At 38.1% G+C, this 25,654-nt stretch carries 26 protein-coding genes, 1 tRNA gene, 2 rRNA genes and 1 riboswitch; of the genes, 20 read left to right on the top strand and 9 right to left on the bottom strand.

The genetic code is table 11. From position 1 onward, the window contains the following. Positions 1-99: 99 nt before the first annotated feature. Both Q8865_04730 and Q8865_04725 read right to left on the bottom strand, forming a co-directional pair. Positions 100-1,101 carry a GGGtGRT protein gene (locus tag Q8865_04730; GenBank protein MDP4152734.1) on the bottom strand — a complete coding sequence of 334 codons (1,002 nt, stop codon included), beginning with the start codon at positions 1,099-1,101 and terminating at the stop codon, positions 100-102. Positions 1,102-1,119: 18 nt separating this feature from the next. Continuing rightward, positions 1,120-1,812 (bottom strand): iron-sulfur cluster assembly scaffold protein, encoded by a 693-nt coding sequence (locus tag Q8865_04725; GenBank protein MDP4152733.1) that lies wholly within the window; start codon positions 1,810-1,812, stop codon positions 1,120-1,122. A 369-nt stretch (positions 1,813-2,181) separates the two neighbouring features. On the opposite strand from Q8865_04725, the gene speD reads away from it, so the two are divergent. The 5 genes from speD to metK are packed head-to-tail and all read left to right on the top strand — an operon-like array spanning position 2,182 to position 7,358. Beyond that, positions 2,182-3,000, top strand: a complete 819-nt coding sequence (speD, locus tag Q8865_04720) for an adenosylmethionine decarboxylase (protein MDP4152732.1) — start codon at positions 2,182-2,184, stop codon at positions 2,998-3,000. A gap of 10 nt (positions 3,001-3,010) precedes the next feature. Then, positions 3,011-4,465, top strand: a complete 1,455-nt coding sequence (locus Q8865_04715) for an aminotransferase class I/II-fold pyridoxal phosphate-dependent enzyme (GenBank protein MDP4152731.1) — start codon at positions 3,011-3,013, stop codon at positions 4,463-4,465. Beyond that, a complete protein-coding gene (speE, locus tag Q8865_04710) occupies positions 4,465-5,316 on the top strand; it encodes a polyamine aminopropyltransferase (GenBank protein ID MDP4152730.1) in 852 nt (283 codons plus the stop codon). Before Q8865_04715 ends, speE begins: the two co-directional genes overlap by 1 nt. Then, positions 5,309-6,157, top strand: a complete 849-nt coding sequence (gene speB, locus Q8865_04705) for an agmatinase (GenBank protein MDP4152729.1) — start codon at positions 5,309-5,311, stop codon at positions 6,155-6,157. The genes speE and speB overlap by 8 nt, the downstream gene beginning before the upstream one ends. A gap of 16 nt (positions 6,158-6,173) precedes the next feature. Further along, entirely contained in the window at positions 6,174-7,358 is a 1,185-nt protein-coding gene (gene metK / locus Q8865_04700; protein ID MDP4152728.1) for a methionine adenosyltransferase, read from the top strand. A 66-nt stretch (positions 7,359-7,424) separates the two neighbouring features. Here metK and Q8865_04695 read toward each other — a convergent pair whose 3' ends face one another. Further along, entirely contained in the window at positions 7,425-7,640 is a 216-nt protein-coding gene (locus Q8865_04695) for an alpha/beta-type small acid-soluble spore protein (protein MDP4152727.1), read from the bottom strand. A gap of 103 nt (positions 7,641-7,743) precedes the next feature. After that, positions 7,744-8,487: a DeoR/GlpR family DNA-binding transcription regulator gene (locus Q8865_04690; protein ID MDP4152726.1), complete on the bottom strand. Its 744-nt coding sequence runs from the start codon at positions 8,485-8,487 to the stop codon at positions 7,744-7,746. Between the two features lie 141 nt (positions 8,488-8,628). On the opposite strand from Q8865_04690, the gene Q8865_04685 reads away from it, so the two are divergent. From Q8865_04685 to Q8865_04670, 4 genes are all read left to right on the top strand, one after another. Continuing rightward, positions 8,629-9,675 (top strand): glycerol-3-phosphate dehydrogenase, encoded by a 1,047-nt coding sequence (locus Q8865_04685; protein MDP4152725.1) that lies wholly within the window; start codon positions 8,629-8,631, stop codon positions 9,673-9,675. A gap of 116 nt (positions 9,676-9,791) precedes the next feature. Continuing rightward, positions 9,792-10,106, top strand: coding sequence for a demethoxyubiquinone hydroxylase family protein (locus Q8865_04680; protein MDP4152724.1), 315 nt, complete (start codon positions 9,792-9,794; stop codon positions 10,104-10,106). A 132-nt stretch (positions 10,107-10,238) separates the two neighbouring features. Then, positions 10,239-11,171: a LysR family transcriptional regulator gene (locus Q8865_04675; GenBank protein MDP4152723.1), complete on the top strand. Its 933-nt coding sequence runs from the start codon at positions 10,239-10,241 to the stop codon at positions 11,169-11,171. 121 nt (positions 11,172-11,292) lie between these two features. Next, entirely contained in the window at positions 11,293-12,483 is a 1,191-nt protein-coding gene (locus tag Q8865_04670) for an iron-containing alcohol dehydrogenase (protein MDP4152722.1), read from the top strand. Between the two features lie 164 nt (positions 12,484-12,647). Here Q8865_04670 and Q8865_04665 read toward each other — a convergent pair. After that, a tRNA-Thr gene (locus tag Q8865_04665) sits at positions 12,648-12,723 on the bottom strand. Between the two features lie 430 nt (positions 12,724-13,153). Here Q8865_04665 and Q8865_04660 point away from each other — a divergent pair. From Q8865_04660 to Q8865_04620, 9 genes are all read left to right on the top strand, one after another. Beyond that, positions 13,154-15,274 carry a bifunctional diguanylate cyclase/phosphodiesterase gene (locus tag Q8865_04660; protein MDP4152721.1) on the top strand — a complete coding sequence of 707 codons (2,121 nt, stop codon included), beginning with the start codon at positions 13,154-13,156 and terminating at the stop codon, positions 15,272-15,274. A 2-nt stretch (positions 15,275-15,276) separates the two neighbouring features. Then, positions 15,277-16,305, top strand: a complete 1,029-nt coding sequence (locus tag Q8865_04655; GenBank protein ID MDP4152720.1) for a hypothetical protein — start codon at positions 15,277-15,279, stop codon at positions 16,303-16,305. A gap of 10 nt (positions 16,306-16,315) precedes the next feature. Continuing rightward, positions 16,316-17,014 carry a 5'-methylthioadenosine/adenosylhomocysteine nucleosidase gene (locus tag Q8865_04650; GenBank protein MDP4152719.1) on the top strand — a complete coding sequence of 233 codons (699 nt, stop codon included), beginning with the start codon at positions 16,316-16,318 and terminating at the stop codon, positions 17,012-17,014. Beyond that, a complete protein-coding gene (locus Q8865_04645; protein MDP4152718.1) occupies positions 17,014-17,475 on the top strand; it encodes an S-ribosylhomocysteine lyase in 462 nt (153 codons plus the stop codon). Before Q8865_04650 ends, Q8865_04645 begins: the two co-directional genes overlap by 1 nt. A gap of 122 nt (positions 17,476-17,597) precedes the next feature. After that, the gene (locus Q8865_04640) at positions 17,598-18,449 is read left to right on the top strand and encodes a zinc dependent phospholipase C family protein (protein MDP4152717.1); all 852 of its coding nucleotides are present in this window, start codon (positions 17,598-17,600) and stop codon (positions 18,447-18,449) included. Between the two features lie 82 nt (positions 18,450-18,531). Further along, positions 18,532-18,615: riboswitch (cyclic di-GMP riboswitch) on the top strand. Between the two features lie 101 nt (positions 18,616-18,716). Beyond that, entirely contained in the window at positions 18,717-19,034 is a 318-nt protein-coding gene (locus tag Q8865_04635; GenBank protein MDP4152716.1) for a hypothetical protein, read from the top strand. A gap of 11 nt (positions 19,035-19,045) precedes the next feature. Then, a complete protein-coding gene (locus Q8865_04630) occupies positions 19,046-19,369 on the top strand; it encodes a nucleotidyltransferase domain-containing protein (GenBank protein ID MDP4152715.1) in 324 nt (107 codons plus the stop codon). 30 nt (positions 19,370-19,399) lie between these two features. After that, positions 19,400-20,323 (top strand): HD domain-containing protein, encoded by a 924-nt coding sequence (locus Q8865_04625; protein MDP4152714.1) that lies wholly within the window; start codon positions 19,400-19,402, stop codon positions 20,321-20,323. Next, entirely contained in the window at positions 20,320-20,766 is a 447-nt protein-coding gene (locus Q8865_04620; GenBank protein MDP4152713.1) for a HEPN domain-containing protein, read from the top strand. Before Q8865_04625 ends, Q8865_04620 begins: the two co-directional genes overlap by 4 nt. A 65-nt stretch (positions 20,767-20,831) precedes the next feature. Here the strand turns inward: Q8865_04620 and Q8865_04615 are convergent, their stop codons facing one another. Beyond that, positions 20,832-21,413 carry a thioredoxin family protein gene (locus Q8865_04615; protein MDP4152712.1) on the bottom strand — a complete coding sequence of 194 codons (582 nt, stop codon included), beginning with the start codon at positions 21,411-21,413 and terminating at the stop codon, positions 20,832-20,834. A gap of 139 nt (positions 21,414-21,552) precedes the next feature. On the opposite strand from Q8865_04615, the gene Q8865_04610 reads away from it, so the two are divergent. Together Q8865_04610 and Q8865_04605 are read left to right on the top strand one after the other, a co-directional pair. Then, positions 21,553-22,461, top strand: a complete 909-nt coding sequence (locus Q8865_04610; protein MDP4152711.1) for a hypothetical protein — start codon at positions 21,553-21,555, stop codon at positions 22,459-22,461. 18 nt (positions 22,462-22,479) lie between these two features. Further along, positions 22,480-23,466 (top strand): LTA synthase family protein, encoded by a 987-nt coding sequence (locus tag Q8865_04605; protein ID MDP4152710.1) that lies wholly within the window; start codon positions 22,480-22,482, stop codon positions 23,464-23,466. Positions 23,467-23,497: 31 nt separating this feature from the next. On the opposite strand, the gene Q8865_04600 is transcribed toward Q8865_04605, so the two are convergent. From Q8865_04600 to Q8865_04590, 3 genes are all read right to left on the bottom strand, one after another. Continuing rightward, positions 23,498-24,934, bottom strand: coding sequence for a sulfatase-like hydrolase/transferase (locus Q8865_04600; protein MDP4152709.1), 1,437 nt, complete (start codon positions 24,932-24,934; stop codon positions 23,498-23,500). 141 nt (positions 24,935-25,075) lie between these two features. Then, a 5S ribosomal RNA gene (rrf, locus tag Q8865_04595) occupies positions 25,076-25,191 on the bottom strand. 75 nt (positions 25,192-25,266) lie between these two features. Continuing rightward, positions 25,267-25,654 (bottom strand): 23S ribosomal RNA (locus Q8865_04590); the annotation flags it as partial.

Below are 25,654 nucleotides of genomic sequence, written 5' to 3'. Positions count from 1 at the left end.
CCATTTATAAATATTTATTTAAATTAAAACATGTAAAATAAAAACTGCTGTAAAAGCAAATGCTTTAATTACAGCAGTTTTTAAATTAACTAATTAAATTTATTTATTCATAGCCTGTTCAACAGCAACTGCAACAGCAACTGTTGCGCCAACCATTGGGTTATTGCCCATACCGATAAGTCCCATCATCTCAACATGAGCAGGAACTGATGAGGATCCTGCAAATTGAGCGTCGCCGTGCATACGACCCATTGAGTCTGTAAGGCCATAGGAAGCAGGGCCAGCACCCATGTTGTCCGGATGCAGCGTTCTTCCTGTACCGCCGCCTGATGCAACTGAGAAATACTTTTTGCCGTTCTCATAAGACCATTTCTTATAAGTGCCTGCAACAAGATGCTGGAAACGTGTCGGATTGGTTGAATTACCCGTAATGGAAACGTCAACGTCCTCATGGCGCATAACAGCGACGCCTTCAACAACATCATCGCAGCCATATACTTTAACTTTAGCTTTTTCGCCGTTTGAAAATGCTTTTTCACGGACTATATTGAGTTTACCGGTCGCATAGTCAAGTTTAGTCTGAACATATGTAAATCCGTTCACTCTGGAGATTATATATGCAGCATCTTTACCAAGACCGTTTAAAATAATGTGAAGCGGCTCTTTTCTAACTTTGTTAGCAGTTCTTGCAATACCAATTGCGCCCTCTGCCGCAGCGAATGACTCATGACCAGCTAAGAAGCAGAAACATTTTGTCTCTTCACGGAGAAGCATAGCAGCCAGATTTCCATGGCCAACGCCAACGTTTCTGTTTTCAGCAACTGAACCCGGGATGCAGAAAGACTGAAGACCAAGTCCAATCATTTCAGCAGCCTCAGCTGCATTTTTTGCACCTTTTTTGATTGCAATTGCGCAACCTAGGGTATAAGCCCATGTTGCATTATCGAAAGCAATTGGCTGAACGCCCTTAACAATAGCATCAACATCAATACCCTTTGATGAACACAGCTCCCTGCACTCTTCTAAAGAGGAAAAGCCGTATTTTGCAAGTTCAGCGTCCAGTTTTTCTTTTCTTCTGTCGTAACCTTCAAAATTTACCATTTATTTTTCCTCCTTTTCTTATTCTTTTCTGGGATCTATGTATTTGACAGCTTCGTCATATCTGCCATAAGTTCCAACATTCTTCTCATATGCTTCTTTAGGATCTTTGCCAGCACGGATAGCCGCCATCATTTTTCCGAGATGTACAAACTTATATCCAATGACTTCATTATCAGCGTCAACAGCAAGGTTAATGATATAACCTTCCGCCATTTCAAGATAACGAACACCCTTGTTCTTTGTCCCGAACATTGTTCCAACCTGTGAACGAAGGCCTTTTCCAAGATCCTCAAGCGAAGCACCTACTGGGAGACCACCCTCGGAAAATGCAGTCTGAGTTCTGCCGTAAGCGAGCTGTTTGAAAATCTCTCTCATAGCGACATTGATCGCATCACAAACGAGATCGGTGTTAAGAGCTTCAAGAATAGTCTTTCCCTGAAGGATTTCAGCAGCCATAGCAGCTGAATGCGTCATGCCAGAGCAGCCAAGTGTTTCCACCAGAGCCTCTTCAATAACGCCCTCTTTAACGTTAAGGGTAAGTTTGCATGCGCCCTGCTGAGGTGCACACCAGCCCACACCGTGCGACAAACCGGATATATCTTTGATTTCTTTGCTCTGAACCCATTTTCCTTCTTCCGGAATGGGAGCAGGGCCATGGTCGCAGCCTTTTGCCAAATAACACATACTTTCTACTTCATGTGTATAATTCATGCCTGTAGTACTCCTTTCAATATTTATAAATTAAATAGATTGTTATTTATTTAACCATTCATAATTATATAGATAAATGCAAACATTAGCAAGTATCAGATTTTTAATATTTTAAATAAAAAAGATATTCAAATTAGCCGAATTATACAAATGAGCCTAAACTTATAAATTCTATTTGGTAAAATATTTAAGAAATCAAAGTATTTTAGAGTATTCCAGCGATTTTGCGAGTTATAACGACTTATTTTTAACCATTTTTAAAATATTCGTAATTTTGCTGTTTAATCAAAGAATTATCAATTTTTTATTGACATTTTACTAAATGGGACGTATTATGTTAGCTGTTATATTATATAGAATTGAAAGGTTGTGATGATAGGGTTGAATGAGAAGCTGAAATTATACGGCTTTAACAACCTTACGAAAACGCTCAGTTTCAACATTTATGATGTATGTTACGCAAAAAGCGAGCGGGAGCAAAAGGATTATATTGCCTATATCGACGAGCAATATAACTCAGAGAGACTTACAAAAATACTGTGTGAAGTTACGGATATAATCGGCGCACATGTTTTGAACATCTCCAAGCAGGATTATGACCCGCAGGGTGCCAGCGTAACTCTTTTAATAACAGAAGAAGCTCTCCCTGTCCACTTAATCGATGAATCCTGCAACAAAGGTGAGGCAGAAATTATAAAAACCCGAAAAAGCGTTGTTTCACATCTGGATAAAAGCCATGTTACCGTTCATACCTATCCTGAGTACCATCCGGAAAGCGCTATCGCGACATTCAGAGTCGATATAGACGTTTCGACTTGCGGAAGGATCTCACCGCTGAACACTTTGAATCATTTGATAGGAAGCTTTGATTCGGATATTATAACTATAGACTACCGTGTTCGCGGCTTTACCCGCGACGTAGAGGGCAAAAAATATTTTATTGATCATGATATAACATCAATACAGGATTATATAAATCCGCAAACCCTCACAAAGTACGACGCGATTGATGTAAATGTCTATCAGTCGAATATTTTCCATACAAAAATGCTTATTAAGGAAATCGAACTTCAAAATTACCTTTTCAACACTGATATTTACGAGCTGCCGCCAAGACAGAGGCTTGCTATTACCGACAGTCTGCGCAAGGAAATGATTGAGATTTTCAGCGGCATGAATATATACTGAGGTAAATAAAATGACAAAGCTTTCACAAAAAAGCGCTCCGATTTTCGAAGCGCTTTCACGCTATAAAGATATGCGAATTGTTCCATTTGACGTTCCGGGTCATAAGCAGGGCCGCGGAAATCCCGAACTTGCAAATTTCTTAGGGTCTGAGTGTTTATCTGTTGATGTAAACTCTATGAAGCCGCTTGACAACCTCTGCCATCCGGTTTCCGTCATACGTGACGCTGAAGAGCTTGCCGCCCAAGCGTTTCACGCGGCTCATTCATTTTTTATTGTAGGCGGTACGACAGCGGCAGTCCAGGCCATGATACTCAGCACCTGCAAAGCAGGCGACAAAATAATCATGCCCCGTAATGTACACAGGAGTGCTATTAACGCTCTTATTTTAAGCGGTGCTATTCCCGTTTATGTTAATCCCGGTACTAATAAACGGCTCGGTATACCTCTTGGAATGTCTAAGGATGACGTACAAAAAGCAATAACGGCTAACCCTGACGCAAAAGCGATATTTGTAAACAATCCTACTTATTATGGGATATGTTCCGATATTAAAGGCATCTGTGAGATTGCCCATAAAAGCGGTATGTATGTTCTCGCTGATGAGGCTCACGGAACGCATTTTTATTTCGGTTATGGCCTTCCCATTTCAGCAATGGATGCCGGAGCCGATATGTCTGCCGTAAGTATGCATAAAACAGGCGGCTCCCTCACTCAAAGCTCGCTCTTGCTGGTCGGCAGCAAAATCAATTCAGATCATGTAAGGCAGATGATAAACCTGACACAGACGACAAGCGGATCTTATCTTCTGCTGTCATCACTTGATCTTTCCAGAAGAATGCTTGCGCTCGATGGAGAAAAGTTATTCTCAAGAGTAGTAGACTTTGCAGAATACGCCCGCTCAGAAATAAATAAAATCGGCGGATACTATGCGTTTTCAAGAGAGCTCGTGAACGGCGAAGACGTTTTTGATTTTGATCCGACAAAGCTTTCTGTGCATACTCTTGATATCGGGCTTGCGGGAATCGAGGTATATGATACTCTGCGTGATCAGTACGGCATACAGATTGAATTCGGGGACATCGGTAATATACTTGCAATCATCTCGCTCGGAGATCGAGCTTTGTCTCTCGAAAGATTAATATCTGCCCTGTCGGAAATAAAGCGTCTGTATGCAAAGGACAAGTCCGGCATGTTCGACCATGAATATATAGAACCAAGCGTGTACCTCCCTCCCCAAAAGGCTTTCTATGCCAAAAAGAACAGTGTCCCGACTAAAGAAAGCAGCGGACATATCTGCGGGGAGTTTGTAATGTGTTATCCCCCGGGCATACCGATATTGGCGCCGGGCGAACTGATAACAGACGAAATACTGACCTATATATCCTATGCTAAAGAAAAAGGATGCCTCTTGACCGGAACCGAGGATCTGACGCTAAATGCAATTAACATTCTGGAGGAATCGTAATGGAATTATGGTATACTGAACAGCACACGGATAACGTGCGCTTTTCAATCAGAATAGACAAGCCGCTCTTCACTGGCAAAAGTGAAATACAGCGCATAGATATATTCGAATCAAGTGAGTTCGGCCGATTTCTTACTCTTGACGGTCTTATGATGCTTACGGAAAAAGACGAGTTTATCTATCACGAAATGATCGTCCATGTGCCAATGGCTACAAACCCAAAAGCAAAAAAAGTGCTTGTTATCGGCGGCGGAGACGGCGGGACTGTAAGAGAGCTTACACGTTATAACTCAATAGAAAAAATCGATATGGTCGAAATCGATAAGATGGTTGTTGACATCTGCAAGGAATATCTTCCTCAAACTGCTTGCAAATTAGATGATCCAAGAGTAAAGTTATACTACGAAGATGGACTCAAATTCATTCGTTCTAAAGAAAACGAATATGATTTGATTATAGTTGACTCAACCGATCCGTTCGGGCCGGGAGAGGGTCTTTTTACTCGTGAATTCTACGGAAATTGCTTCAAAGCGCTTACAGAAGAAGGGATACTGGTAAACCAACATGAGAGTCCTTATTATGATACCTATGCCGAGTCAATGATGCGCGCTCACAGACGCATCAATGAATTTTTCCCGGTATGCCGTGTATATCAGGCTCATATACCGACATATCCGTCAGGTCTTTGGCTGTTTGGATTCGCTTCAAAAAAGGCTGATCCCTTAAATGCGGATGCCGATAGTTGGAACGCTCTCAATCTGAAAACCAGATATTACAACACCGAACTTCACAGAGCAGCTTTTGCTCTTCCGAATTACGTTAAGGAGCTTCTCGAGCATGCTTGTGAATAAAAATATATCGACTTTTATCGGCTGTGAAAGTGAATACGCCGATTCAAAAATAGTAATATTCGGCGCCCCGTTTGACTCAACAACGTCATACCGTCCCGGTACACGCTCTGCAAGCCGCGCGATGCGCAGCGAATCCTTCGGAATAGAAACATACAGCCCCTATACAGGCAAGGATCTAAGCGATATAAAAGTGTTTGACGGCGGAGATTTGGAATTATCCTTTGGAAGTCCGGCGAATGCTCTTGATGTTATTGAAAAGTATTGCTATGAGGTTATTTCTGACGGAAAAATCCCATGCATGATCGGCGGCGAACATCTTGTAACGCTCGGTTCGGTTCGAGCTATGATAAAAAAATATCCTGATCTTTATATCATCCATTTTGACGCACATGCAGATCTTCGGATGGAGTATCTAGGTGAACCGCTGTCTCACGCATCAGTAATGCGCCGCATCTGGGAGCTCACCGGCGACGGGCACATATTCCAGTTTGGCATACGTTCCGGCGACAGAGAAGAGTTTATCTGGTCTAAGGGGCACGTGCATACAACAATGTTTGACTTTTTTGGCCTGCCGCAGATCGTTGAACGTCTTCGGGACAAGCCCGTGTATTTTTCACTGGATCTCGATGTGCTCGATCCATCGGTTTTCCCGGGAACAGGAACGCCCGAGGCAGGAGGCATAACCTTTAAAGAGCTGCTCGAAGCATGTCTGACTATATCAAAGCTTAACATAGTTGGCTTTGACATTAACGAGCTAAGCCCCGTTTTGGATCAAAGCGGTGTATCAACAATAACAGCATGTAAAATACTCAGAGAACTGCTGCTTTTATTTTACAAATAGATAAGAAGGGATTAAAATGACAAAAAAACTTTTTACATCCGAATCAGTTACTGAAGGACATCCGGATAAGATATGCGATCAGATTTCAGACGCTGTGCTTGACGCAATAATCGAGAACGACCCTATGGCAAGGGTTGCGTGTGAAACCTGCTGTACAACCGGAATGATACTGACTATGGGCGAAATTTCAACTAATTGTTATGTCGATATTCCAAAAATCGCCCGCGAGGTAGTTCTCGATATAGGATATGACCGCGCTAAATATGGTTTTGACGGCAACACATGTGCAGTCTTGACTTCATTCGACGAACAGTCACCCGATATTGCAATGGGGGTAAATGACGCATTTGAGCACAGAGAAGGAAGAACTGAAAATGATTTTTCAACTGGAGCGGGCGACCAGGGGATGATGTTCGGTTACGCCTGTGATGAAACGCCAGAGCTGATGCCGCTTCCAATATCTCTTGCCCATAAGCTTGCAAAAAAGCTTACAGAGGTTCGTAAAAACTCTGCGCTTCCCTATCTTCGTCCAGATGGGAAAACTCAGGTTACGGTTGAATATGACGATGGAAAACCTACCCGCATCGATACGGTGGTTGTTTCATCACAGCATTCTCCCGAAATTTCACTTGAAACACTGCGAAAAGACATCAATGAGCTTGTTATAAAAACAGTAATCCCTGCAGAATTAATGGATGAGGATACGAAAATATTTATTAACCCTACAGGTCGTTTTGTTGTCGGAGGTCCTCAAGGTGACAGCGGACTTACCGGACGAAAGATAATCGTTGACACCTATGGCGGGTATTCACGGCATGGCGGCGGTGCTTTTTCCGGTAAAGATCCGACAAAAGTCGATAGAAGTGCGGCATATGCGGCGCGTTACGTTGCTAAAAATATTGTCGCGGCTGGTCTTGCAAATAAATGTGAAGTTCAGCTTGCCTACGCAATCGGTGTTGCGCATCCTGTATCCGTAATGATAGATACTTTCGGGACTGGTTCCGTTGATGATGAAAAAATAGCAAATGCAGTTAATAAAGTATTTGACCTTAGACCTGATGCAATAATTAAAAATCTTGACCTTCGCCGTCCAATATATAGAAAGCTTGCGGCATACGGTCACATGGGTCGTGAAGAATTGGGCGTTGCGTGGGAAAAAACCGATAAAGTTGAGATTTTAAAAAAAGAATTAAACAGTTAAAATAAAAACAGGTGTTTAATGCACCTGTTTTTTATGTACTAAAGGACGGGGAATCCCGTCCTTTTTTTATTGGCCGTTTGTGAGCTGATTTTCAGCCATCTGTATCATTTTTTTAACCATTAGACCACCTATAGGTCCACCCTGTTCACCATTTACTCTGGAAGGAAGATCTCCTTTATAGTGATCATTATTTTCTTTTACAAACTGCATTCTGCCAAGTTCCTCAGCTGATTCCATTTTAAGTCTGTGCAGTGCCTCTTTATATGCTTTATCGTTTGTCATATTTGTGCTCCTTTCGCCAAACCTTTTGATTCATTTGAATCACTATTATTTTTGACGATTTAGTCAATGTTATTTAATCCAAATTATTTCAATCTATAAAACTTTACTTTGTTTTTTTATTTAGAATTGAAATTAATTCATAAGGCAAAGGTTTTTCACATACAACTTCATCCACATGACCAACATTACATACGGTAAACATAAACGTTTTCCCGATTTTTCCACTGTCGCATAAGAAAACTTTTTTCTGCGAATGTTCCATCATATGCCGCCGAAGATGCGATTCGTTTTCCGAAAAGTCGGTTATATCGCCGTCCATCGATAAACCTTGAGAAGAGAAAAACATAATATCGGCATGCAAACTGTCAATTGCTTTTTCTGCAAATGTCCCTACAAACGCCAGCGAATTTTCTAGAAGCAGCCCGCCCGTGCAATATGCGGTTATGTGTTTTTCCCCTAATGCAATCAATGTCTTTATACTGTTTGTAATAACCGTTATATTCTTGTCAGAATCAAGATAATCTACCATTCGCAAAACAGTTGAGGACGCATCCATAAAAACAGTATCGCCGCTTTTTATCATTTCAACTGCATTTCTCGCTATAATGCTTTTTTCAGCCCGTTTTTCGTCTTCCCTTAAAGCCAGCGGCACGACCTGGTTATCGTAATCAATAAGCGAAACTCCCCCATAATATCTCTTTACAATGCCATTATCCTCTAAATATTTCAAATCTCTTCTTACTGTTATGAGGCTTGTAAAAACCTGTTTCGCTATATACTGCACTGTTGCGTGTTTCTTTCCCCTAAGAATATTTAAGATTTCATCCTGACGCTCTGTTTTTAACATACTTTATACTCCTGATCTTTTTAAGTCTATTCTTGCATTATCTGATGAATTATTATCAATATATTGATCATATGTTGTTTCTTTATGATCATTTATTATAATATTTATCTTAGAAAAAGTAAATGATCAAAGGAGTATTTTATGAGTATCATTACGATAATAGGTGCCGGAATGATGGGGTCGGCAATGAGTTATCCTGCAACTGAGAATAGCCATGAGGTTCGCCTGGTCGGAACGCCACTGGATAGGGATATTATAGAGCATGCAGTAAAAACCGGCGAACATCTTACACTTAAACGTAAATTACCAAGTGGCATAAAATTTTTTCAATTTGAAGAGTTTTCAAAAGCACTCACAGGAGCCGATGTATTAATAAGCGGCGTAAACAGTTTCGGCGTTGATTGGTTCATGACAGAGATATTACCGCTAGTCCCCCAAACGCTTCCTATTCTTTCAATCACCAAAGGCATGATTACTGATCCAGATGATACTCTGGTTTCATACCCCAAACTTTACTCAAAAAGTTATTACGGAAAAAATCTTTCGATAAACGCCGTCGGCGGTCCCTGCACAAGTTACGAACTTGCCGATCATGATCAGACAGAGGTCTGTTTCTGCGGAAAAGATATAGAAATTTTAAGAAAATTCAAGGCTTTATTTGAAACGCCATATTACCATATCAGCCTTTCAACAGATGTTGAGGGCGTTGAATATGCCGTCGCTTTGAAAAACGCATACGCTCTTGGAGTTACACTTGCCGTCGGACTGTCGGAAAGAAAAGAAGGTATAGGCGGCACCCAGCATTATAATTCACAGGCCGCTTTGTTTGGCCAAAGCATACGCGAAATAAGAAAATTATTGAAACTCGCAAAGGTGCAGGATGATAATATCATTTTTGCAGCCGGTGATCTTTACGTAACTATATTCGGAGGCCGCACCCGAAAAATAGGGACTTTGCTCGGCAGAGGATTAAGTTTTAAAGAAGCCATTTCCGAACTAAACGGAGTAACGTTGGAGTCAATCGTAATATCAACGCGTACCGCCGCTGCCCTCAGGTCTATGATAAATAAAGGCATCGCGGACCCAGCCGATTTTCCGCTTCTGCTTCATATCGATGATATAATCAACCACGGCGCGCCGATCGATATAGATTGGAATGCTTTTACAACAGAATATAAAGGAAATTAACGCACTTTAAAGTACAGCAGAAATCTTTGAAGAATTCTGCTGTACTGTTTTTTTATAGTATGATTTAATAAAAAATACGGAAAATAAAATAAATCATACTTAAAGGAAGTGTTTTAATGGCTCTGCTTGGAAATCCTTTTGTTGCAAATGTCACAAAACAATTGTCAACTGATGAATTGGCGCAGGCAATCAGAGTAGATCTTGCTGGTGAAATCGAGGCTATCATAGGCTATGAGGCCCATGCAATGTCAACAAACGATGAAAATGTCAAAAAAGTTTTATACCATATAGCTGATGAAGAAAGGACTCATGTTGGTGAACTTCAGCAACTACTCTATATGATCAGCCCAAAAGAAGCTGAACATACCGAAAAAGGCAAACAGCAAATTCAGCAGCAGCAGGCGCACAATTTTCAAACGCCACTCCAGTAACGCCTAACCTTGAAACTTCTCGTTTCAAGGTTTTTTTATTAGCAATAATTATCTTGCAGCAGAAAAGGTTAGACAGGATACATGCTATAATGTTAAAATAAATACAAATAAGCTGTTTTGGGGGGATTAAGTATGAATAATATCCTTCATCTAAAGTATGCCGTCGAAGTTGAAAAAACAGGTTCCATTTCAAAGGCCGCCGATAATCTTTTTATTGCTCAGCCACACCTCAGCAAAACGATTAAGGAACTCGAGAAGTCTCTAGGCATAGTTTTGTTTAACCGAACTCCAAGGGGTGTTATTCCGACAAGAAAAGGCGAAGAGTTTTTAAAATATGCCAGAAGTATAATATCGCAGATTGAAGAGATGGAATCTCTTTATAAACCCTCTGAAAAAAATAAACAGCAATTTGATATTTGCGTTCCGAGAGCCAGTTATATCTCATTTGCCTTCACAGAATTTATAAAAGAGCTGGATTTGGAAAAAGCTATCGATATTAATTATCGCGAAACCAACTCTATGAGAGCAATAAACCAAGTTGCAGAAGGTATTAACAACCTCGGAATAATTCGATATCAAACAATTTACGAAAAATACTTTCTAAATGCTTTAGAAGAGAGAGAGTTAAAATACGAACCCATTTGGGAATTTCAATATCTAGCCCTAATGTCTGAAAAGCACCCTCTTGCCACAGATGATATAATAGAATTTTCAAAGCTTCAGAAATATACCGAAATTATACACGGTGATCTTACAGTCCCCGCCCTGCCTGTATCCGAGGCAAAAATGATTGCACAGGCTGAAGAAAAGAAGAAAAAGATAGCTGTTTACGAGCGCGGCAGTCAGTTTGAGATTTTAAGTCGTATTCCTACTACATACATGTGGGTTTCGCCAGTCCCCGAAGACGTTCTGAGTTGTTTTTTCCTTGTGCAAAAGCCCTGCAATATGTCCAAAAACAAATACAAGGATATCCTCATTTATCACAAAGGTTATCACTTATGTGAAGTGGATCATATGTTTATTCAAAAACTGAATGATACAGTTCAAATTGTTTCAAATTTATGAGTATAGGCATACCGAAAAGTATATATCGGTATGCCTTTTTCATATCTTCATAAAATCCGGATATTATGTTAAAATTTTAACAAAGATAAGGATTATTTATTTAATATAAGGAGGAAACATTATGTCAAGATTTACACTACCGCGAGATTTATATCACGGGAAAGGTGCAATTGACGCACTGAAAACGCTCAAAGGAAAAAAAGCTATTGTAGTTGTCGGCGGAGGAAGCATGAAGCGTTTCGGTTTTCTGGATAAGGTTACTGCAAACCTCAAGGAAGCTGGAATGGAAGTTAAACTTTTTGAGGGTGTAGAGCCGGATCCGTCCGTCGAAACAGTAATGAAGGGCGCCGCAGTAATGCGTGAATTTGAACCTGACTGGATAGTTTCAATCGGCGGAGGCTCCCCTATCGACGCGGCTAAAGCGATGTGGGCTTTTTATGAATATCCCGATACTACATTTGAAGCCCTTTGTATCCCGTTTAATTTCCCCACCCTACGCACCAAGGCGAGATTTTGTGCAATTCCATCAACTTCAGGAACAGCAACCGAAGTTACTGCCTTTTCAGTTATAACGGACTATGCTAAAGGCATAAAATATCCCCTTGCAGATTTTAATATAACGCCTGATGTCGCAATAGTAGATCCTGATCTTGCTGAAACTATGCCCAAAAAGCTAACTGCACACACCGGAATGGATGCAATGACTCACGCAATCGAAGCTTACGTGTCTACAATGCACTGCGATTACACCGATCCCCTTGCTCTTCACGCAATCAAAATGGTAAGCGAATACCTCGTTGATTCCTACAACGGAGACATGGATGCACGCGCTAAGATGCATAATGCCCAGTGTCTTGCCGGGATGGCTTTTTCAAATGCCCTGCTTGGCATAGTCCATTCAATGGCACATAAAACCGGCGCCGCATTTTCAGGCGGTCACATTGTTCACGGCTGTGCCAACGCAATGTACCTTCCTAAAGTAATAAAATACAATGCAAAAGAAGAATCCGCGGCTGTAAGATATGCTGAAATAGCTAAATTTATAGGACTTACCGGCAAAAGCACCGATGAACTCGTTGATAAACTTATCGCTCATATCAATAATCTTAATAAGGCGCTTAATATCCCTTCATGCATAAAGGATTATGAAGACGGAATCATTGACGAAAAAGAATTTAATGATAAACTTTCTAAGGTTGCCGAGCTTGCGGTTGGAGATGCATGCACAGGATCAAATCCAAGAAGTATATCTCCAGCGCAGATGGAAAAACTGCTAAAATGCTGCTTCTATGACTTAGAAGTTGATTTCTAAAATTTGATTTTCCTCTTTTAAAGATAGATTTTTAACCATTCAGCAAATAAGAGCCTTAATCTTATGATTATAGGCTCTTATTTGCTTTCCTTTGTATTTTAATGTTGATATTAAGGTTTGCAGGTAAACTAAAAAGCTCTGTAAACCAAATGTTTACAGAGCTTTGGAGCTACTGGTCGGATTCGAACCGACGACCTGCGCATTACGAATGCGCTGCTCTACCAACTGAGCCACAGTAGCATATTTGATTTAAAATGAAAAGATTCATACGATATGATAACATTAATGCTTTTTTAAGTCAATAATAAATTTTTAGTCGTATAAAATAAAGTAAAATAAAAGTATATTATTTGTTGAATAATAGCAAAATTTGTTATACAATATTTTAAATGCTTCCAGCTATTATTAATCAGAACAGGCAACTTAATAAACTTGCTACAGGATGGTGGTTTGTTTGAATCAAACTAAATGCAGCAACCGTTTTATCAAAGCGCTTTGTGTTTTGTCTGTATTATATATAGTTATACTTTTATTTTATAAAGAATTTATATATGCAGCGGTAAGTTTTTGCTTACTTTTTTCTGCTTTTTTATTATACAAGTGCCTTTCAAATAAAAGAAAAGGTGCTTTAAAAAACAGCGTTTTTCAAGACGAGAATATACACGAGAGTATGACTCAATGCATTTTTAGAACACTTAATGAATCAAACGATGAAAATGCCATAGATTATTTTATTAAAGAACTTGGAAGTATACTTCATGTAGACAGGACTTTTATTGCAGAGTATGACTCAGAAAACAATGTAGTTTCTAATCTCCACGAATGGTGTAATTCTGGAATCCTATCAAAAATGCCTGGCATACTTAGTATAACGACAAATATGATAACAGAGCTTAAATCAGATTTTGAAAATAATACTGTATATATCTGCAATGATACATCAAAACTTGAAGGAAATCTAAAAAAATATTTTGATGAACAGAATATATTTTCAACAGTGTTTATTCCTGTCGTTTCTAATAATAAAATTCTAGGTTATATGGGTTTTGATGGCTGCCGAAAGAAAAGAATTTGGAATACTGATGAATTACACTGTCTTCTAATTGCGTCTAATATATTATCGCTCCTTATAACACGCTGTTATAAATCTCAATATTTAGAATTATACGATCATGCTCTCGCAGAGGTCTTTGACAACCTATATGAATATATTTACGTAACAGATCTTTCGTCGTATGAGCTGCTGTATGCAAATAAAGCGTTAATCGGATCACCGGGTCATAACAAAATTGGCAAACCTTGTTATGAAGTTCTCTACGGTCGTTCCAAACCATGTGATTTCTGCAAATTGCATCGTCTTTATAAAGAGGATAAAATAATATCAAATTCATATAGCTGGGAATATTATGAGCCTGATGAAAATCGATATTTTTCAGTTTTTGATACTGTTATAGACTGGCCAAATGGGCATAAGGCACATTTATGTTCCCGATCAGATATAACAGAATTCAAACAGCAGCACCTGCGTCTTGAGCAGGCCTGGCTTACCGATAATATTACCGATATGCCAAACAGGATAGCCGGGATAAGAAAAATTGAAAAGCTTTGCCGTAATAACAATAATTTTTACTGCGGCCTGCTTGATATTAGTGACTTTGCTAATTTTAATCGAATGTTTGGAAGTGAAGCGGGCGACTTATTATTACAGCAAGTCGGAAGATTTTTATCATCATTTTGTGATATGAATGCCTACCGCTGGGAATCGGATTCTTACCTCTTAATAATAGAAAATCCTAACGAATGCGAAAATATACTGTCGATAATAAAGGCTCGTTTCAAAAAATCATGGTTTATTGAAGATATCGAATATATATGCGGATGCAATATTGGTATAGTAAGCTATCCCGAATTTGGCAATTTGGAACAGCAGCTGACACAATCGGCAGAGCTTGCGCTTATGAAAGCAAAAGAGAGCGCAAATGATAATGTCTGCTTTTACAACCATTATATAGGCGAGGAAATGCAAGAATCAAGAAGGATTAAAGAGCGCTTAGAGCAGGCTCTTCATTCAGGCAATATAGAAGTGCATTATCAGCCTATATTTAATGTTAAAACCGGAAGGCTGGATGAGGGCGAAGCTCTTATGCGTCTTAAAGATAATGACGGATCTTTTATCCCGCCATCTAAATTTATTCCGATCGCTGAAAAAAGCGGATTAATAGTGGATGCTGGATACTTTTTGCTAAATGAAGTATGCAAGTTTATTGCCAAAACCGATACCGAAATGCGTATAAATATTAATCTCTCTGTTATACAACTAATGAAAGACAGCCTCTGCAGTGATGTTAAGTCTATATTAAAGCAAAATGGAATACCCCCTGGAAAAATAGGTTTTGAAATTACGGAAAGTGAAGTTATCCATTCCTTTGATAAAGCGCAAAGTGTTATTGAAGATTTAACATCCTTCGGAATTGAATTTTCATTTGATGATTTTGGTTCAGGATATTCAGGAATTGCTTACCTTAGCAAGATGTCAATGCATGCGCTTAAGATTGATAAATCACTTATTGACAGCATTTGCGACTCCGAAAAGACTTTTCAGCTTGTAAGCATGCTCATTGATATTGCTCATAAGTTTAATATGGTTGTGGTCGCAGAGGGGGTAGAAAATAAAAATACCGTTGATGTTTTAAGCGGTATTGGCTGTGACTATATTCAAGGTTTTTATTACGCCAGACCTGTTCCGGAATCTGAATTTATAAATCATTACATGCAAGGGAGTCTTACTTAATTATGAGAAAATTTATATATTTATTATTTTTTCTGACATTTCTTTTCTCTACCGCTTGCGCAAAAACTCCTGCTATTTACCACTCAAATATTAAAGATGCGGTAAAGCTTAATTATCCCAAGTTAGTTGAAGATGGATATAAAATCGAGCAAATTAAATTTTTAAACAATAGTCTTTTAATACAAGTGCAGAAAGATAATTCAACACGTCTGTATCTTTATGATACAATAAAAAGACGTCTTCACCACCTCCCTTTTAAAGTTAGTTCGTACGATCTTAATTCTGCAACTGTTCTTACTAACAATAATATTTTTATTAAATCACCTAATGACAGCGCTTATCTTTTGATAAACGGAAAATCTTTAAAAATTGCAAAAACCCTTAAGCTTCCAAAAGAAATTGAAACTGATGTCGCAATATCTCCTGACGGCACTACACTTGCTTATTTTAAAAATTCAAGTTTATATACCTCTGATCTAACCTTTTCCAATGAAAAATTACTCTTAAATAATCTAACTTTTGATTTAGCAAAATATCCTATGTTCATTAATCATAATTTAATTCTTTATTATAAAAAAGCTAGTGATGCAACAAGTGCAGTAATAATCGATAAAAATGGAAAAGAAATCAGTAATACTTCCGGGTTAAGCCTTTATCAGTCAACGGGCAGCGACAAATTATTTTATGTAAAAGAAAATAACTCTGAGTTTGGATTATTTGACTTGAATAGTGCAAAAGCCACGCCGTTAAAAAGAGCCACTGCTGATAAAATGGATTTTGCATACGCATCAGATTTATCCCGTTTCTTCTATGCCGACAGAAGAACAGCCGGAACTCAGACAACTGTAAACGCTGGGATTATAAGCAGCAAGGGGGATACCCTTAAGCAATACACGTTTTCTGCTAAATCATACAATTTATCAAATTTCTGCATTTCTTCAGACAGTAATACGCTGGCATTTACAGATGCTGATGAGAATGGCGTTAACTCGGTTTACATAGCAGATTTAAAAGATATAAATAAAAAGTAAGGAGCAACTAATGGCAATAGGCATTATAGGCGCAATGGATAAAGAAATTGAAGGTCTAAAAAGCAAGATGTGCAATATTGAATCGAAAACAATAAGCGGTATTACGTTTTATACAGGTTCAATTTCGGGCAGTGAGGTAATAGTGGCTGCATCAGGAATAGGAAAAGTCAGTGCCGCTATATGTACTCAAACGATGACATTGGTTTTTAAGCCATCCGCGATTATATGCTGCGGTGTTGCAGGGGCCTTGTCAAATAGCCTTCATATCGGCAACATTGCGGTTGCAGATAAAGTTGTACAACATGATCTTGATACTTCCCCGGTCGGCGATCCGTTAGGTTATATCAGTGCATTGGATACTGTCGAATTATCATGCAATAATTCAATAGTTATTGCTCTGCAAAAAGCTGCTGCAATCATAGGAGTTACTTTTGAGACTGGAACTATTGCTTCAGGTGATCAATTTATTTGCAGCGACTTACAGCGAAGCCGAATAAAAAGCCATTTCAACCCGATTGCTGTTGAAATGGAAGGGGCTGCAATTGGTCAAGTATGTTCCATGAATGGTATACCCTTTGGTATAGTCCGAGCCATATCTGACGGTGCAGGAGACGATTCCCATATTTCATACGACGAGTTTGCTGTATTAGCTGCACAGCATTCGGTCGAAATAATTACACAATTTTTACTTGAATATAAGGAGATATAATGAAAAAAATAGAAAGCTTTCTGGTCGATCACCGTACACTAATGCCCGGGGTTTACATCGCACGAATAGACGGCGACGTTATAACATATGATTTGCGCATGTGCAAACCTAATACAGGCATTTTGCTTGATAACAGCACGATGCATTCTGTTGAGCACATGTTCGCAACTTTAGTTCGCAACAGCAGAATATCAGATGATGTCGTTTATTTCGGTCCTATGGGGTGTCAGACAGGCTTTTATCTGCTCGTGAGGGATAAAATCTCAAAAGACGAAGTGCTGGATATTATAAAAAATGTATTGAATGATATCCTGGCATACGATGGCGAGATTTTTGGCTATAGTGATAGAGAATGCGGTAATTATCGTTCATTAAAACTAGAAGCAGCAAAGCAGGCATGCAACGATTTTTTAAGTAAGATAAAAAATCTTGAAAATATCAAAAAATACAGTGAGCTTTAAACAGCTCCTGTATTTTTTTCGTTTACAGGTGGAGATACCGTCCATATTAACAATAATTTATTATTTACTTGCTCTTTAATAAATGCTATCATATTTGTATATTTTTATTAAGGAGAAATAAAATGCCTGCTTTTGTTACGCATAAATTATTTGGAGACGATTTATTGACTGTTCTTCCAGAAAAACTGCGTAAGATTATTGAAAAAGAGTACGCTGCATATTTTTGGGGCCTTCAAGGCCCTGATTTATTGTTTTATAAAAAGGGGCTGAAATTGCCTTTGCTCGGCAATCTCATGCATCGTGAAAAAACAGATGAGCTTCTTTCCTATCTTCAATCATATGTCTGCAAACATGCTGATTCGAAAGATTATCAAATATTACTGTCTTATGTAATCGGTTTTATGTGCCATTATAGTCTCGATGTCTGTGTCCATCCAGTTATATATTCCATGCAGTTAGAGAAAGGCAATGGTGAAAGAGCTTACCACCATAGAATCGAAAGTGATCTTGATACAGTGCTCTTCGATTTAAGATCCGGTTTTCCTGTTCGAATATTTAGAATTGAGAAAGAATTATTTTTAGATGATTTTTCAATGAACTGTATCGCACGACTATATAAATGTGTTCTTAGTGATGTCTATGGAATAAAGATCAATGAACGGAAAATTGTCAAATGCTTTTCTGATACTGTCTTTTTTATACGTTTATGTGTTAAATCTTCCCCAACTCTGACATGTGTCTTAAAAACATTTGAGCGCATTGCCGGTCAACATTATCTTTTCAGTTCTCACCTAAGGTTGAAAAACAGCAAGGGTTTAACTGCGAAAGTTGCAGAAGAAATGCTTAGTTCGGCGTTAAATAAAACTGTCCCTCTTATTATTGAAATATTTAATAGCATTGCTAAGGGGGATTCTATCGAAATTAGCGGACTTCCCTCTTTTAATAACAGGATATTTATTCCAAGTTTAATTTAAAAACATTTGCAAGATATTACAGAATTTTCATTGACAAAAAAATTCTCCAGTGATATATTTACTTTAGATACAAAATGTATCTCCATGTAAATGGTAAACCTGTTGAAAGACAGGGGCACAAAACTAAAGGGCCTAAGGGATTATCCTATGGCAGCCAGTTGCCAAACAATTTAAGCGGAATAGGCTAAACCTTTCCTGTTATTATGTTTGTAAGGCAACTGACAGTCAGTTGCCTTTTATATTCAAAATAATAGGAGGGTTTTATTTATGAAAAAAACTGTATCTGTTGTCTTATCACTTTTGGTTAGTGCTAATTTATTCAGTTTTGGAGCCTTTGCCCAATCAACTGAAGACAAAATTGATCAAACAATCGACAAAGCAAACGTAAAAGTTGAGTCTTCTGTTGAAAAAGCACAAGCAACTGATAAAGTCGACGTAGATAAGCTTACTGACAAAACAGGCAAAATTACTGATAAAGTTGAAGCTAAAGTTGCTAAAGAAGGCGGAGAAGTCATCTGCGAAGATAAAACATACGAAGTTGACGGTCAAACAGTTACAATCGATCCTTTTAAGGCGGCTTATTGATTATCGAACAAATGACAAAACATTTACCTACACAGATTTCATCAATTTTACATAATCTTATTCCAAAATTGCGAGCTAATTTGCTGATATATAGGATTTATCTTTTCGGTTCTTTTAGTAAAGGCACCTATTCAAAGGACAGCGATATAGATATCGCCATATTTTTATCAGAATGCAACAATAACCTAAAAAGTGTTTATAAAAACGCTGTAAAAATATGCTCTGAATATGGCAAAGATATTCAAGTCCAGGTTTTTAATCAGGATGAGCTTTTAGAGCCTGCTGGCATAGTTGAAGAGATTATCGAGTTCGGAACCGATATAACTGAAATATAACAATCTCAAAGCTGATTTTTGAGGTGAAAAATGTCCGCTATTACAGTTAACCGGGATGATGGAGCAAGCCGTCAACCGGGATTATTCGTTAAACTGCTTTCAAAACTCGGCAGTGACGAAAACAGTGTTGAGGTAATGTTGCAGTCTGTCCCGGCTGGCTCGGCAATGTGGATTGACCCAGCAGAAAATCCGGATACTGTGGAGTTTTTTTATATTTTAAGCGGTTCGGTAACTTTACATAATGAGAACGATCTAATAGAACTTGCTCAAAATGATTCATTTTATGTTAAGGGGCTAAAAAAAACAGTTCTAATGTCAAGCAAAGAGGATCTAAAAATGCTCTATGTTGTCACTACCCCTCTTTTCGTTGACTTAGCATGTTTTAGAGATGATCTTCAGGCTTTGGCGGATAAAGTTGAGGCTAAGGATATGTACACTCGCGGTCATGGCCGCAGGGTTATGCAGTATTCAGTTGCACTTGCTGAGAAACTTGGACTTAATGATATTTCAACCCAAAACCTTGTAGTCGCTGCGCTATTCCATGATGTTGGGAAATGCTCCCTTTCAGATGAGATTTTGCAAAAAGCTGGTCCTTTAACAAGTGAAGAATACAGACAAATTATTAAACACCCCATTGGAAGCCGAAGACTTTTAGAGCCGCGTTTTGGTCATGAAATCGCGTATATAGCTCAATGCCATCATGAACGTCTTGACGGAAGCGGATACCCTTATGGTTTAAAAGGTTCAGATCTTTGTATTGAGGCAAGAATTATTGCCGTTGCAGATTCATTTGATGCAATAACAAGCCAAAGGACCTACAATAAACCGCGTTCATTTCAAGATGCTGTTAAAGAGTTATTAAGTCTTCCAGAATTATATGATAAAAAAGTTGCAGAGGCGCTAGACGAAATTGTCCAAAGCGGTGAATTAGACACAACGGAGGCTTCAAAATGACATCTTACGAAAAATATGAGTATTGGGTATACCTCTCAGATTACGATATACAAACTGCAGCAGATCTTATTAAATGTAAGCGTTGGGCTTATGTGGCTTTTTTATGCCAGCAGTCTGTTGAAAGATTAGTCAAGGGTATGTTTGTTTGCCATACCGGGAAAGACGCGCCAAAGTCTCATAATCTGCCTTACTTAATAAATACATTGTCTCAACACCCCAAACTTGCTGATACAGAAGTAGGCAAGCGTTTAAAAGAAGAAAAAGACAATTATGAGGATTTTATTATTGATCTCATGTTTTACTATATGTCGGATTATCCTTTTTCATATAAACGTGTAATGGAACGCTTTATTGACGAAAATAAAGCCATGAATCTTTACGAAAAAACTTTAGAAACATTATCCTGGCTTAAAAAATTCCAAAAAGCACCAGTCAATGCTTAAAAGCCATTTTAATAATAAGAATCTTAAAACAAAATGCTGATGATATTCTCATCAGCATTTTTAATTTAATTTGATTTTTGAGCGCTATTATTTGCAGCACTTTGGGTTGGTATACTCTGCAAATCCTGAGAGCCTTGAATAGGCTGTGAACTTTGTGAAGATTGAGTGTCACTGTCTGCATTTGGGTCAATCCCAAAGTTCTGTTTAAACAACTCATGTATGGATTCAACATCAAGTTCTCCGGTGCTATGGTCTAAAACCTCGCCGCTTTGGTCAAGCAGGAAGTATGCAGGTGTATCCGGCTTATCGAGCTCAATTGAGTCCAACAATTTTTCAGCCCGTTCATCCCCGGTTTCGTAGATCTCAATATCTACCTTGCCCCAATAATCTTTCTTCAGCGTGTCAAGCTGCTGTCTATAAGCCCTGCATATTGGACAAAAATCAAGATTTACAGCAACCAGCTTAGGAACATTGCCAAACTCCTGTTGTTTTACCGTCCTTGGATCTATAGGACTTTCATTAGGAGGTTTTGGCGCAAATTGAACAATCAACGAAATAATGACAACAGCAAGAATTATCACCGCAACTCCAATCATCATGCTGTATTCATTTAAAAACAATTTACTTTTTATTTTACTCCACATCATTTAAACGCCTCACTTAAATTAAGTATACCAAATCACTTAAAACATGTCAATTTAATAATTGTTCCATTAAGCTTTTACAATGTATTTACAAATTGTGTATATTTTTGTAATATAATATATTAAATAAACGTAACAGCAGGTGAATATTTTGAAAAACTTTTTTAAGCAAAATATCCTGTTATCTAAAAATGCTTTTATATCTGTTTTTAATATTCTGATCCTGTTATTTTTGCCTTTTATATCGCTATTTTTATTGCAGTATATAGATTTATATGCTGTAAACAAAGGTTTCGGCGTTATTCTAAAATGGATAATAAATAACGTCCCTATTGTTATCTTCAATTACCTTATTTGGCTCTCAATAATCGTATTAATCTATGGATTATCGGGCCGCTTTAAAGCTACTTATATAACATACATATTAATAACTTTATTTATTGGAGCAGTTGAATACCTTAAACTATCCAATATGGGGGTGCCAGTTTTGCCATGGGATACATCCAAAATTTCCGAAGGCCTCTGGAGCCTAAAAGTAATGGTAGGCGGGATAAATTTTTATCTTATTATTACTTTAATTTCCCTTATACTTATAGCTGTTATCATTGCAATAATTAAAAAAGTAATTAAGTCTAATATAAAATTTTGCCTAAAAAAATTCTTACCATCTCATTTGCCGATACGGCTTGCATCTATATGTCTATCTTTGTTTTTCTTGATTTCCATTTTTAATTTTTGGAAATCGCCTTTTGCAGAGATGATTGAAAAATCAGGTGCTAAAACCATGCTGTGGGATCAAAAAACAAGTTACGAACGAAATGGTTTTTTTCTTTCATTCGTTATTAATGAACAGTATATGCATGTTTCCAAGCCACAAAGTTATAGTAAGGAAGTAATTCAATCATATAATAAAAACTTAGAGCCTAAATTAGATATTAAAAATAAACCAGTTATAATTATGATACTGAGTGAATCATTTTGGGATATAACGAACGTTAACGGCCTTAGATTCAGTAAAGATCCTTTGCCAACTGTTCACTCACTTATGTAAAGCGGCAATGCTTTTACTATGGCTTCTAGTGAAGTTGGAGGCGGAACTGCCAACGTTGAATTTGAGGCGCTTACCGGGCTGTCCACTGCATTTTTGCCCGGCGGAAGCATTGCCTATTCTCAATACATTAAACAGCCTTTGCCGTCACTTCCTAGGCTGTTGAAAGAATATGGCTATACCACTATTGCAGTACACCCATATGTCTCTACTTTTTGGAATAGAAATAAAGTGTATCCATTGATAGGATTTGATAATTTTGTAACTATAAAAGATATGAAAGATGTCAGTAAAAAAGGCAATTATGCAAGCGATGATTATTTTGTACATCAAATCATTGCACAGTATCAAAAATATTCTGCTGATGATAAACCACTTTTTGTATTTGGTGTTTCAATGCAAAATCATTTCCCATATAGCAAAGGCGTTTACGGTCAAAACGATATCAAAATTACTGGAAACGGCTTGGGTAGTTATAAAACAGGAATGTTTGAATGCTACTCTCAAGGCATCAGTGACGCTGACGCGTCTTTAAAAACGCTTATCGATTACTTTAAAACTGTCGACAGACCCGTTAATATTGTATTTTTCGGCGACCATTTTCCAGCGCTGAAAGGAATTGAACTAAACAAGTTATCTGCAAAAACCTCTGTGAGTCCTTATATTGATAGAAATTCAGAGTATTTTGATTCATTAATCAACAAATTTACACCAGTTGTATTTTGGTCAAACTATGATGCTAAGATTCCAAACTGCGAAGGGCACCAATACTCATCACTTTCATATTCAGTTCTTGATTTTGCGGGTCTTCCTAAAAACCCTTATTTTAGCCTGCTTTCGCAAATTGGGTCCGAGCTGCCTATCATCCAAAACGGAATAACAGTAACTCCAGACGGAAAAATAGGAAGCTTTAAAGATTCACCAAAAGACGTCTTTGAAAAAGCCCGTATAATAAATTACGACTCGATTTTCGGAAAAAGATATGCTCTCGAAGATCTATGGCATTAAATACTTTTATCATAACGCTTGCTTTTCCAATTTATCTTAAGTCTACCCTATACCCATTAGGTATGATTTTTTCCCGTTCTCTTAGCCCTATATGATCCTGAAAAATGTGTCCCGTCCTTTTATCATCCGATATTTTTCTGGGTTCATTATTTAAAAACCTTTCCTTTTTTAAATATTGAGCCAGCAAGCTATTTTTTAATTTTTCTGCTTTATCTCTTAATTCATCAAACTGGTTTCTTTCCTCTTGCCGAGTTCCGTAAAAATAATAATCCATTGCATCAGGTTCAGACCTTATATATTTTTCGTCCTTGGTTGCGATCATATAAAGGCCATTTTCATTACTGCCAAGCTGCGAAAAAACACAAGCTCTCTTAGAAGCCCCATTTGCGACAGAGATAAGATCCTCACCTTGAAGAGCTAAATCAGCATATTCAACACCGGCATAAGTTAGAATTGTAGGCATTATATCGATAAGAGACGCTGGACTATCGCATACTTTACCTGCCATTAAATTTGGTGCTTTCAAAAATAATGGTATTTTACACGCAGAGTCAAGCATTGTTCTTTTTCCGTATGAATTATAATCCCCTAACAATTCGCCGTGGTCAGAAGCGAATATAATAAGTGTGCTATCGTAGAGCCCTCTATTTTTAAGTGTTTCTATAATACGTCTGATCTGATAATCAATAAATGATATGCAAGCATAATAGTATGCCTTCAGGGTCAGTACAGTATAATTATTAACTCCATCGTCAATACATTTATAGCGATTTTGTTTTTTATTATAATATGTAAGAAGCTGGAGGTAGCCATCCGGGACAAAAGGCGCAGGCATATCACCCATTCTATAGAGTTTATTCCAAGGTGTTGGTGGTGAAAAAGGAGGATGAGGATGAATGAATGAAGACATTAGCAAAAATGGCTTATCAGAGCTATATTTATCTATAAACTCTACTGATCTGTCACCAACCCATTGCGTCGGATGATGTTTAGCTGGAAGCTGAGATATTTGAGGGATGTAGTACATCTCACTTCTCTGCCCATGTGCATCGAAAACATAATCATATCCGTTTTCATCAAGATACCTGCGGTAATCATCATTATCGCCAGGAGAAAATATCTCTTCTTGAGTTTGCCGGTTTGTAAAACCATGAAGAGCATACTTATCGGAAGAAAAATGCATTTTACCGATACCCTCAGTATGATATCCATTTTCCGATAAAACCTCAAAAATATTTTTATGTCCTTCAATAACACAGTTGCTATTATCATAGCATCCAGATGTATTCGGATATATACCATAATTCATCGAAACTCTCGCAGGAACGCAGACAGGAGACGGTGTATATGCTCGTTTAAAAAAAACTCCATCTTTTATTAGTTCGTTTATATGCGGAGTCTGGAGACAGCTATTGTGTATAGCGTCAAATCTCATTTGGTCAAAAAATAATAATAATATGTTTTTCATATTATTTAAAATTATCTCCTAATATTTATATGGTTTATATTAAACTTAAATAAATAAACAGTCAATAATTCAAGTCTATTGTTTACAGATAAAGTATAAAAAAGCACAAAAAAATAGACGGATTTTATCCGTCTATTTAAGTATTGGCATCGACCTATGTTCCCAGGCAGTCACCCGCCAAGTATTGTCGGCACCGCGAAGCTTAACTACCGTGTTCGGGATGGGAACGGGTGAACCTCCGCGTCATAGACACCAATTCAGGATACAATCATGCACCCTCAAAATTGAACAGCAAACAATCAAGATACTCACATTATTAGAATCATTTTCTTAAGGTCAAGTCCTCGACCTATTAGTATCGGTCAACTTAACGCATTACTGCGCTTACATCTCCGACCTATCAACCTTGTAGTCTTCAAGGGGTCTTACTCCTTGCGGATGGGATATCTAATCTCAGGGTTTGTTTCACGCTTAGATGCCTTCAGCGTTTATCAATTCCGCACTTGGCTACCCAGCCGTGCCACTGGCGTGACAACTGGTGCACCATAGGTGCGTCCATCCCGGTCCTCTCGTACTAAGGACAGCTCCCTTCAAATATCCTGCGCCCACGACAGATAGGGACCGAACTGTCTCACGACGTTCTGAACCCAGCTCGCGTACCGCTTTAATTGGCGAACAGCCAAACCCTTGGGACCGAATACAGCCCCAGGATGCGATGAG

The organism is Bacillota bacterium (genome assembly GCA_030705925.1).
Taxonomy (GTDB): domain Bacteria; phylum Bacillota; class Clostridia; order Oscillospirales; family Feifaniaceae; genus JAUZPM01.
Note: the sequence above shows the minus strand (reverse complement) of the source record. Positions and strands in the feature narration are given on the sequence as shown.

What these genes read in the sequence shown, in the direction of transcription:
- Q8865_04730 (MDP4152734.1), bottom strand. Translation starts at nt 1,101, where the DNA reads ATGGTAAATTTTGAAGGTTACGACAGAAGAAAAGAAAAACTGGACGCT.
- Q8865_04725 (MDP4152733.1), bottom strand. Translation starts at nt 1,812, where the DNA reads ATGAATTATACACATGAAGTAGAAAGTATGTGTTATTTGGCAAAAGGC.
- Q8865_04715 (MDP4152731.1), top strand. Translation starts at nt 3,011, where the DNA reads ATGACAAAGCTTTCACAAAAAAGCGCTCCGATTTTCGAAGCGCTTTCA.
- speE (MDP4152730.1), top strand. Translation starts at nt 4,465, where the DNA reads ATGGAATTATGGTATACTGAACAGCACACGGATAACGTGCGCTTTTCA.
- metK (MDP4152728.1), top strand. Translation starts at nt 6,174, where the DNA reads ATGACAAAAAAACTTTTTACATCCGAATCAGTTACTGAAGGACATCCG.
- Q8865_04695 (MDP4152727.1), bottom strand. Translation starts at nt 7,640, where the DNA reads ATGACAAACGATAAAGCATATAAAGAGGCACTGCACAGACTTAAAATG.
- Q8865_04690 (MDP4152726.1), bottom strand. Translation starts at nt 8,487, where the DNA reads ATGTTAAAAACAGAGCGTCAGGATGAAATCTTAAATATTCTTAGGGGA.
- Q8865_04685 (MDP4152725.1), top strand. Translation starts at nt 8,629, where the DNA reads ATGAGTATCATTACGATAATAGGTGCCGGAATGATGGGGTCGGCAATG.
- Q8865_04680 (MDP4152724.1), top strand. Translation starts at nt 9,792, where the DNA reads ATGGCTCTGCTTGGAAATCCTTTTGTTGCAAATGTCACAAAACAATTG.
- Q8865_04675 (MDP4152723.1), top strand. Translation starts at nt 10,239, where the DNA reads ATGAATAATATCCTTCATCTAAAGTATGCCGTCGAAGTTGAAAAAACA.
- Q8865_04670 (MDP4152722.1), top strand. Translation starts at nt 11,293, where the DNA reads ATGTCAAGATTTACACTACCGCGAGATTTATATCACGGGAAAGGTGCA.
- Q8865_04660 (MDP4152721.1), top strand. Translation starts at nt 13,154, where the DNA reads ATGACTCAATGCATTTTTAGAACACTTAATGAATCAAACGATGAAAAT.
- Q8865_04655 (MDP4152720.1), top strand. Translation starts at nt 15,277, where the DNA reads ATGAGAAAATTTATATATTTATTATTTTTTCTGACATTTCTTTTCTCT.
- Q8865_04650 (MDP4152719.1), top strand. Translation starts at nt 16,316, where the DNA reads ATGGCAATAGGCATTATAGGCGCAATGGATAAAGAAATTGAAGGTCTA.
- Q8865_04645 (MDP4152718.1), top strand. Translation starts at nt 17,014, where the DNA reads ATGAAAAAAATAGAAAGCTTTCTGGTCGATCACCGTACACTAATGCCC.
- Q8865_04640 (MDP4152717.1), top strand. Translation starts at nt 17,598, where the DNA reads ATGCCTGCTTTTGTTACGCATAAATTATTTGGAGACGATTTATTGACT.
- Q8865_04635 (MDP4152716.1), top strand. Translation starts at nt 18,717, where the DNA reads ATGAAAAAAACTGTATCTGTTGTCTTATCACTTTTGGTTAGTGCTAAT.
- Q8865_04630 (MDP4152715.1), top strand. Translation starts at nt 19,046, where the DNA reads ATGACAAAACATTTACCTACACAGATTTCATCAATTTTACATAATCTT.
- Q8865_04625 (MDP4152714.1), top strand. Translation starts at nt 19,400, where the DNA reads ATGTCCGCTATTACAGTTAACCGGGATGATGGAGCAAGCCGTCAACCG.
- Q8865_04620 (MDP4152713.1), top strand. Translation starts at nt 20,320, where the DNA reads ATGACATCTTACGAAAAATATGAGTATTGGGTATACCTCTCAGATTAC.
- Q8865_04615 (MDP4152712.1), bottom strand. Translation starts at nt 21,413, where the DNA reads ATGATGTGGAGTAAAATAAAAAGTAAATTGTTTTTAAATGAATACAGC.
- Q8865_04605 (MDP4152710.1), top strand. Translation starts at nt 22,480, where the DNA reads ATGGCTTCTAGTGAAGTTGGAGGCGGAACTGCCAACGTTGAATTTGAG.
- Q8865_04600 (MDP4152709.1), bottom strand. Translation starts at nt 24,934, where the DNA reads ATGAAAAACATATTATTATTATTTTTTGACCAAATGAGATTTGACGCT.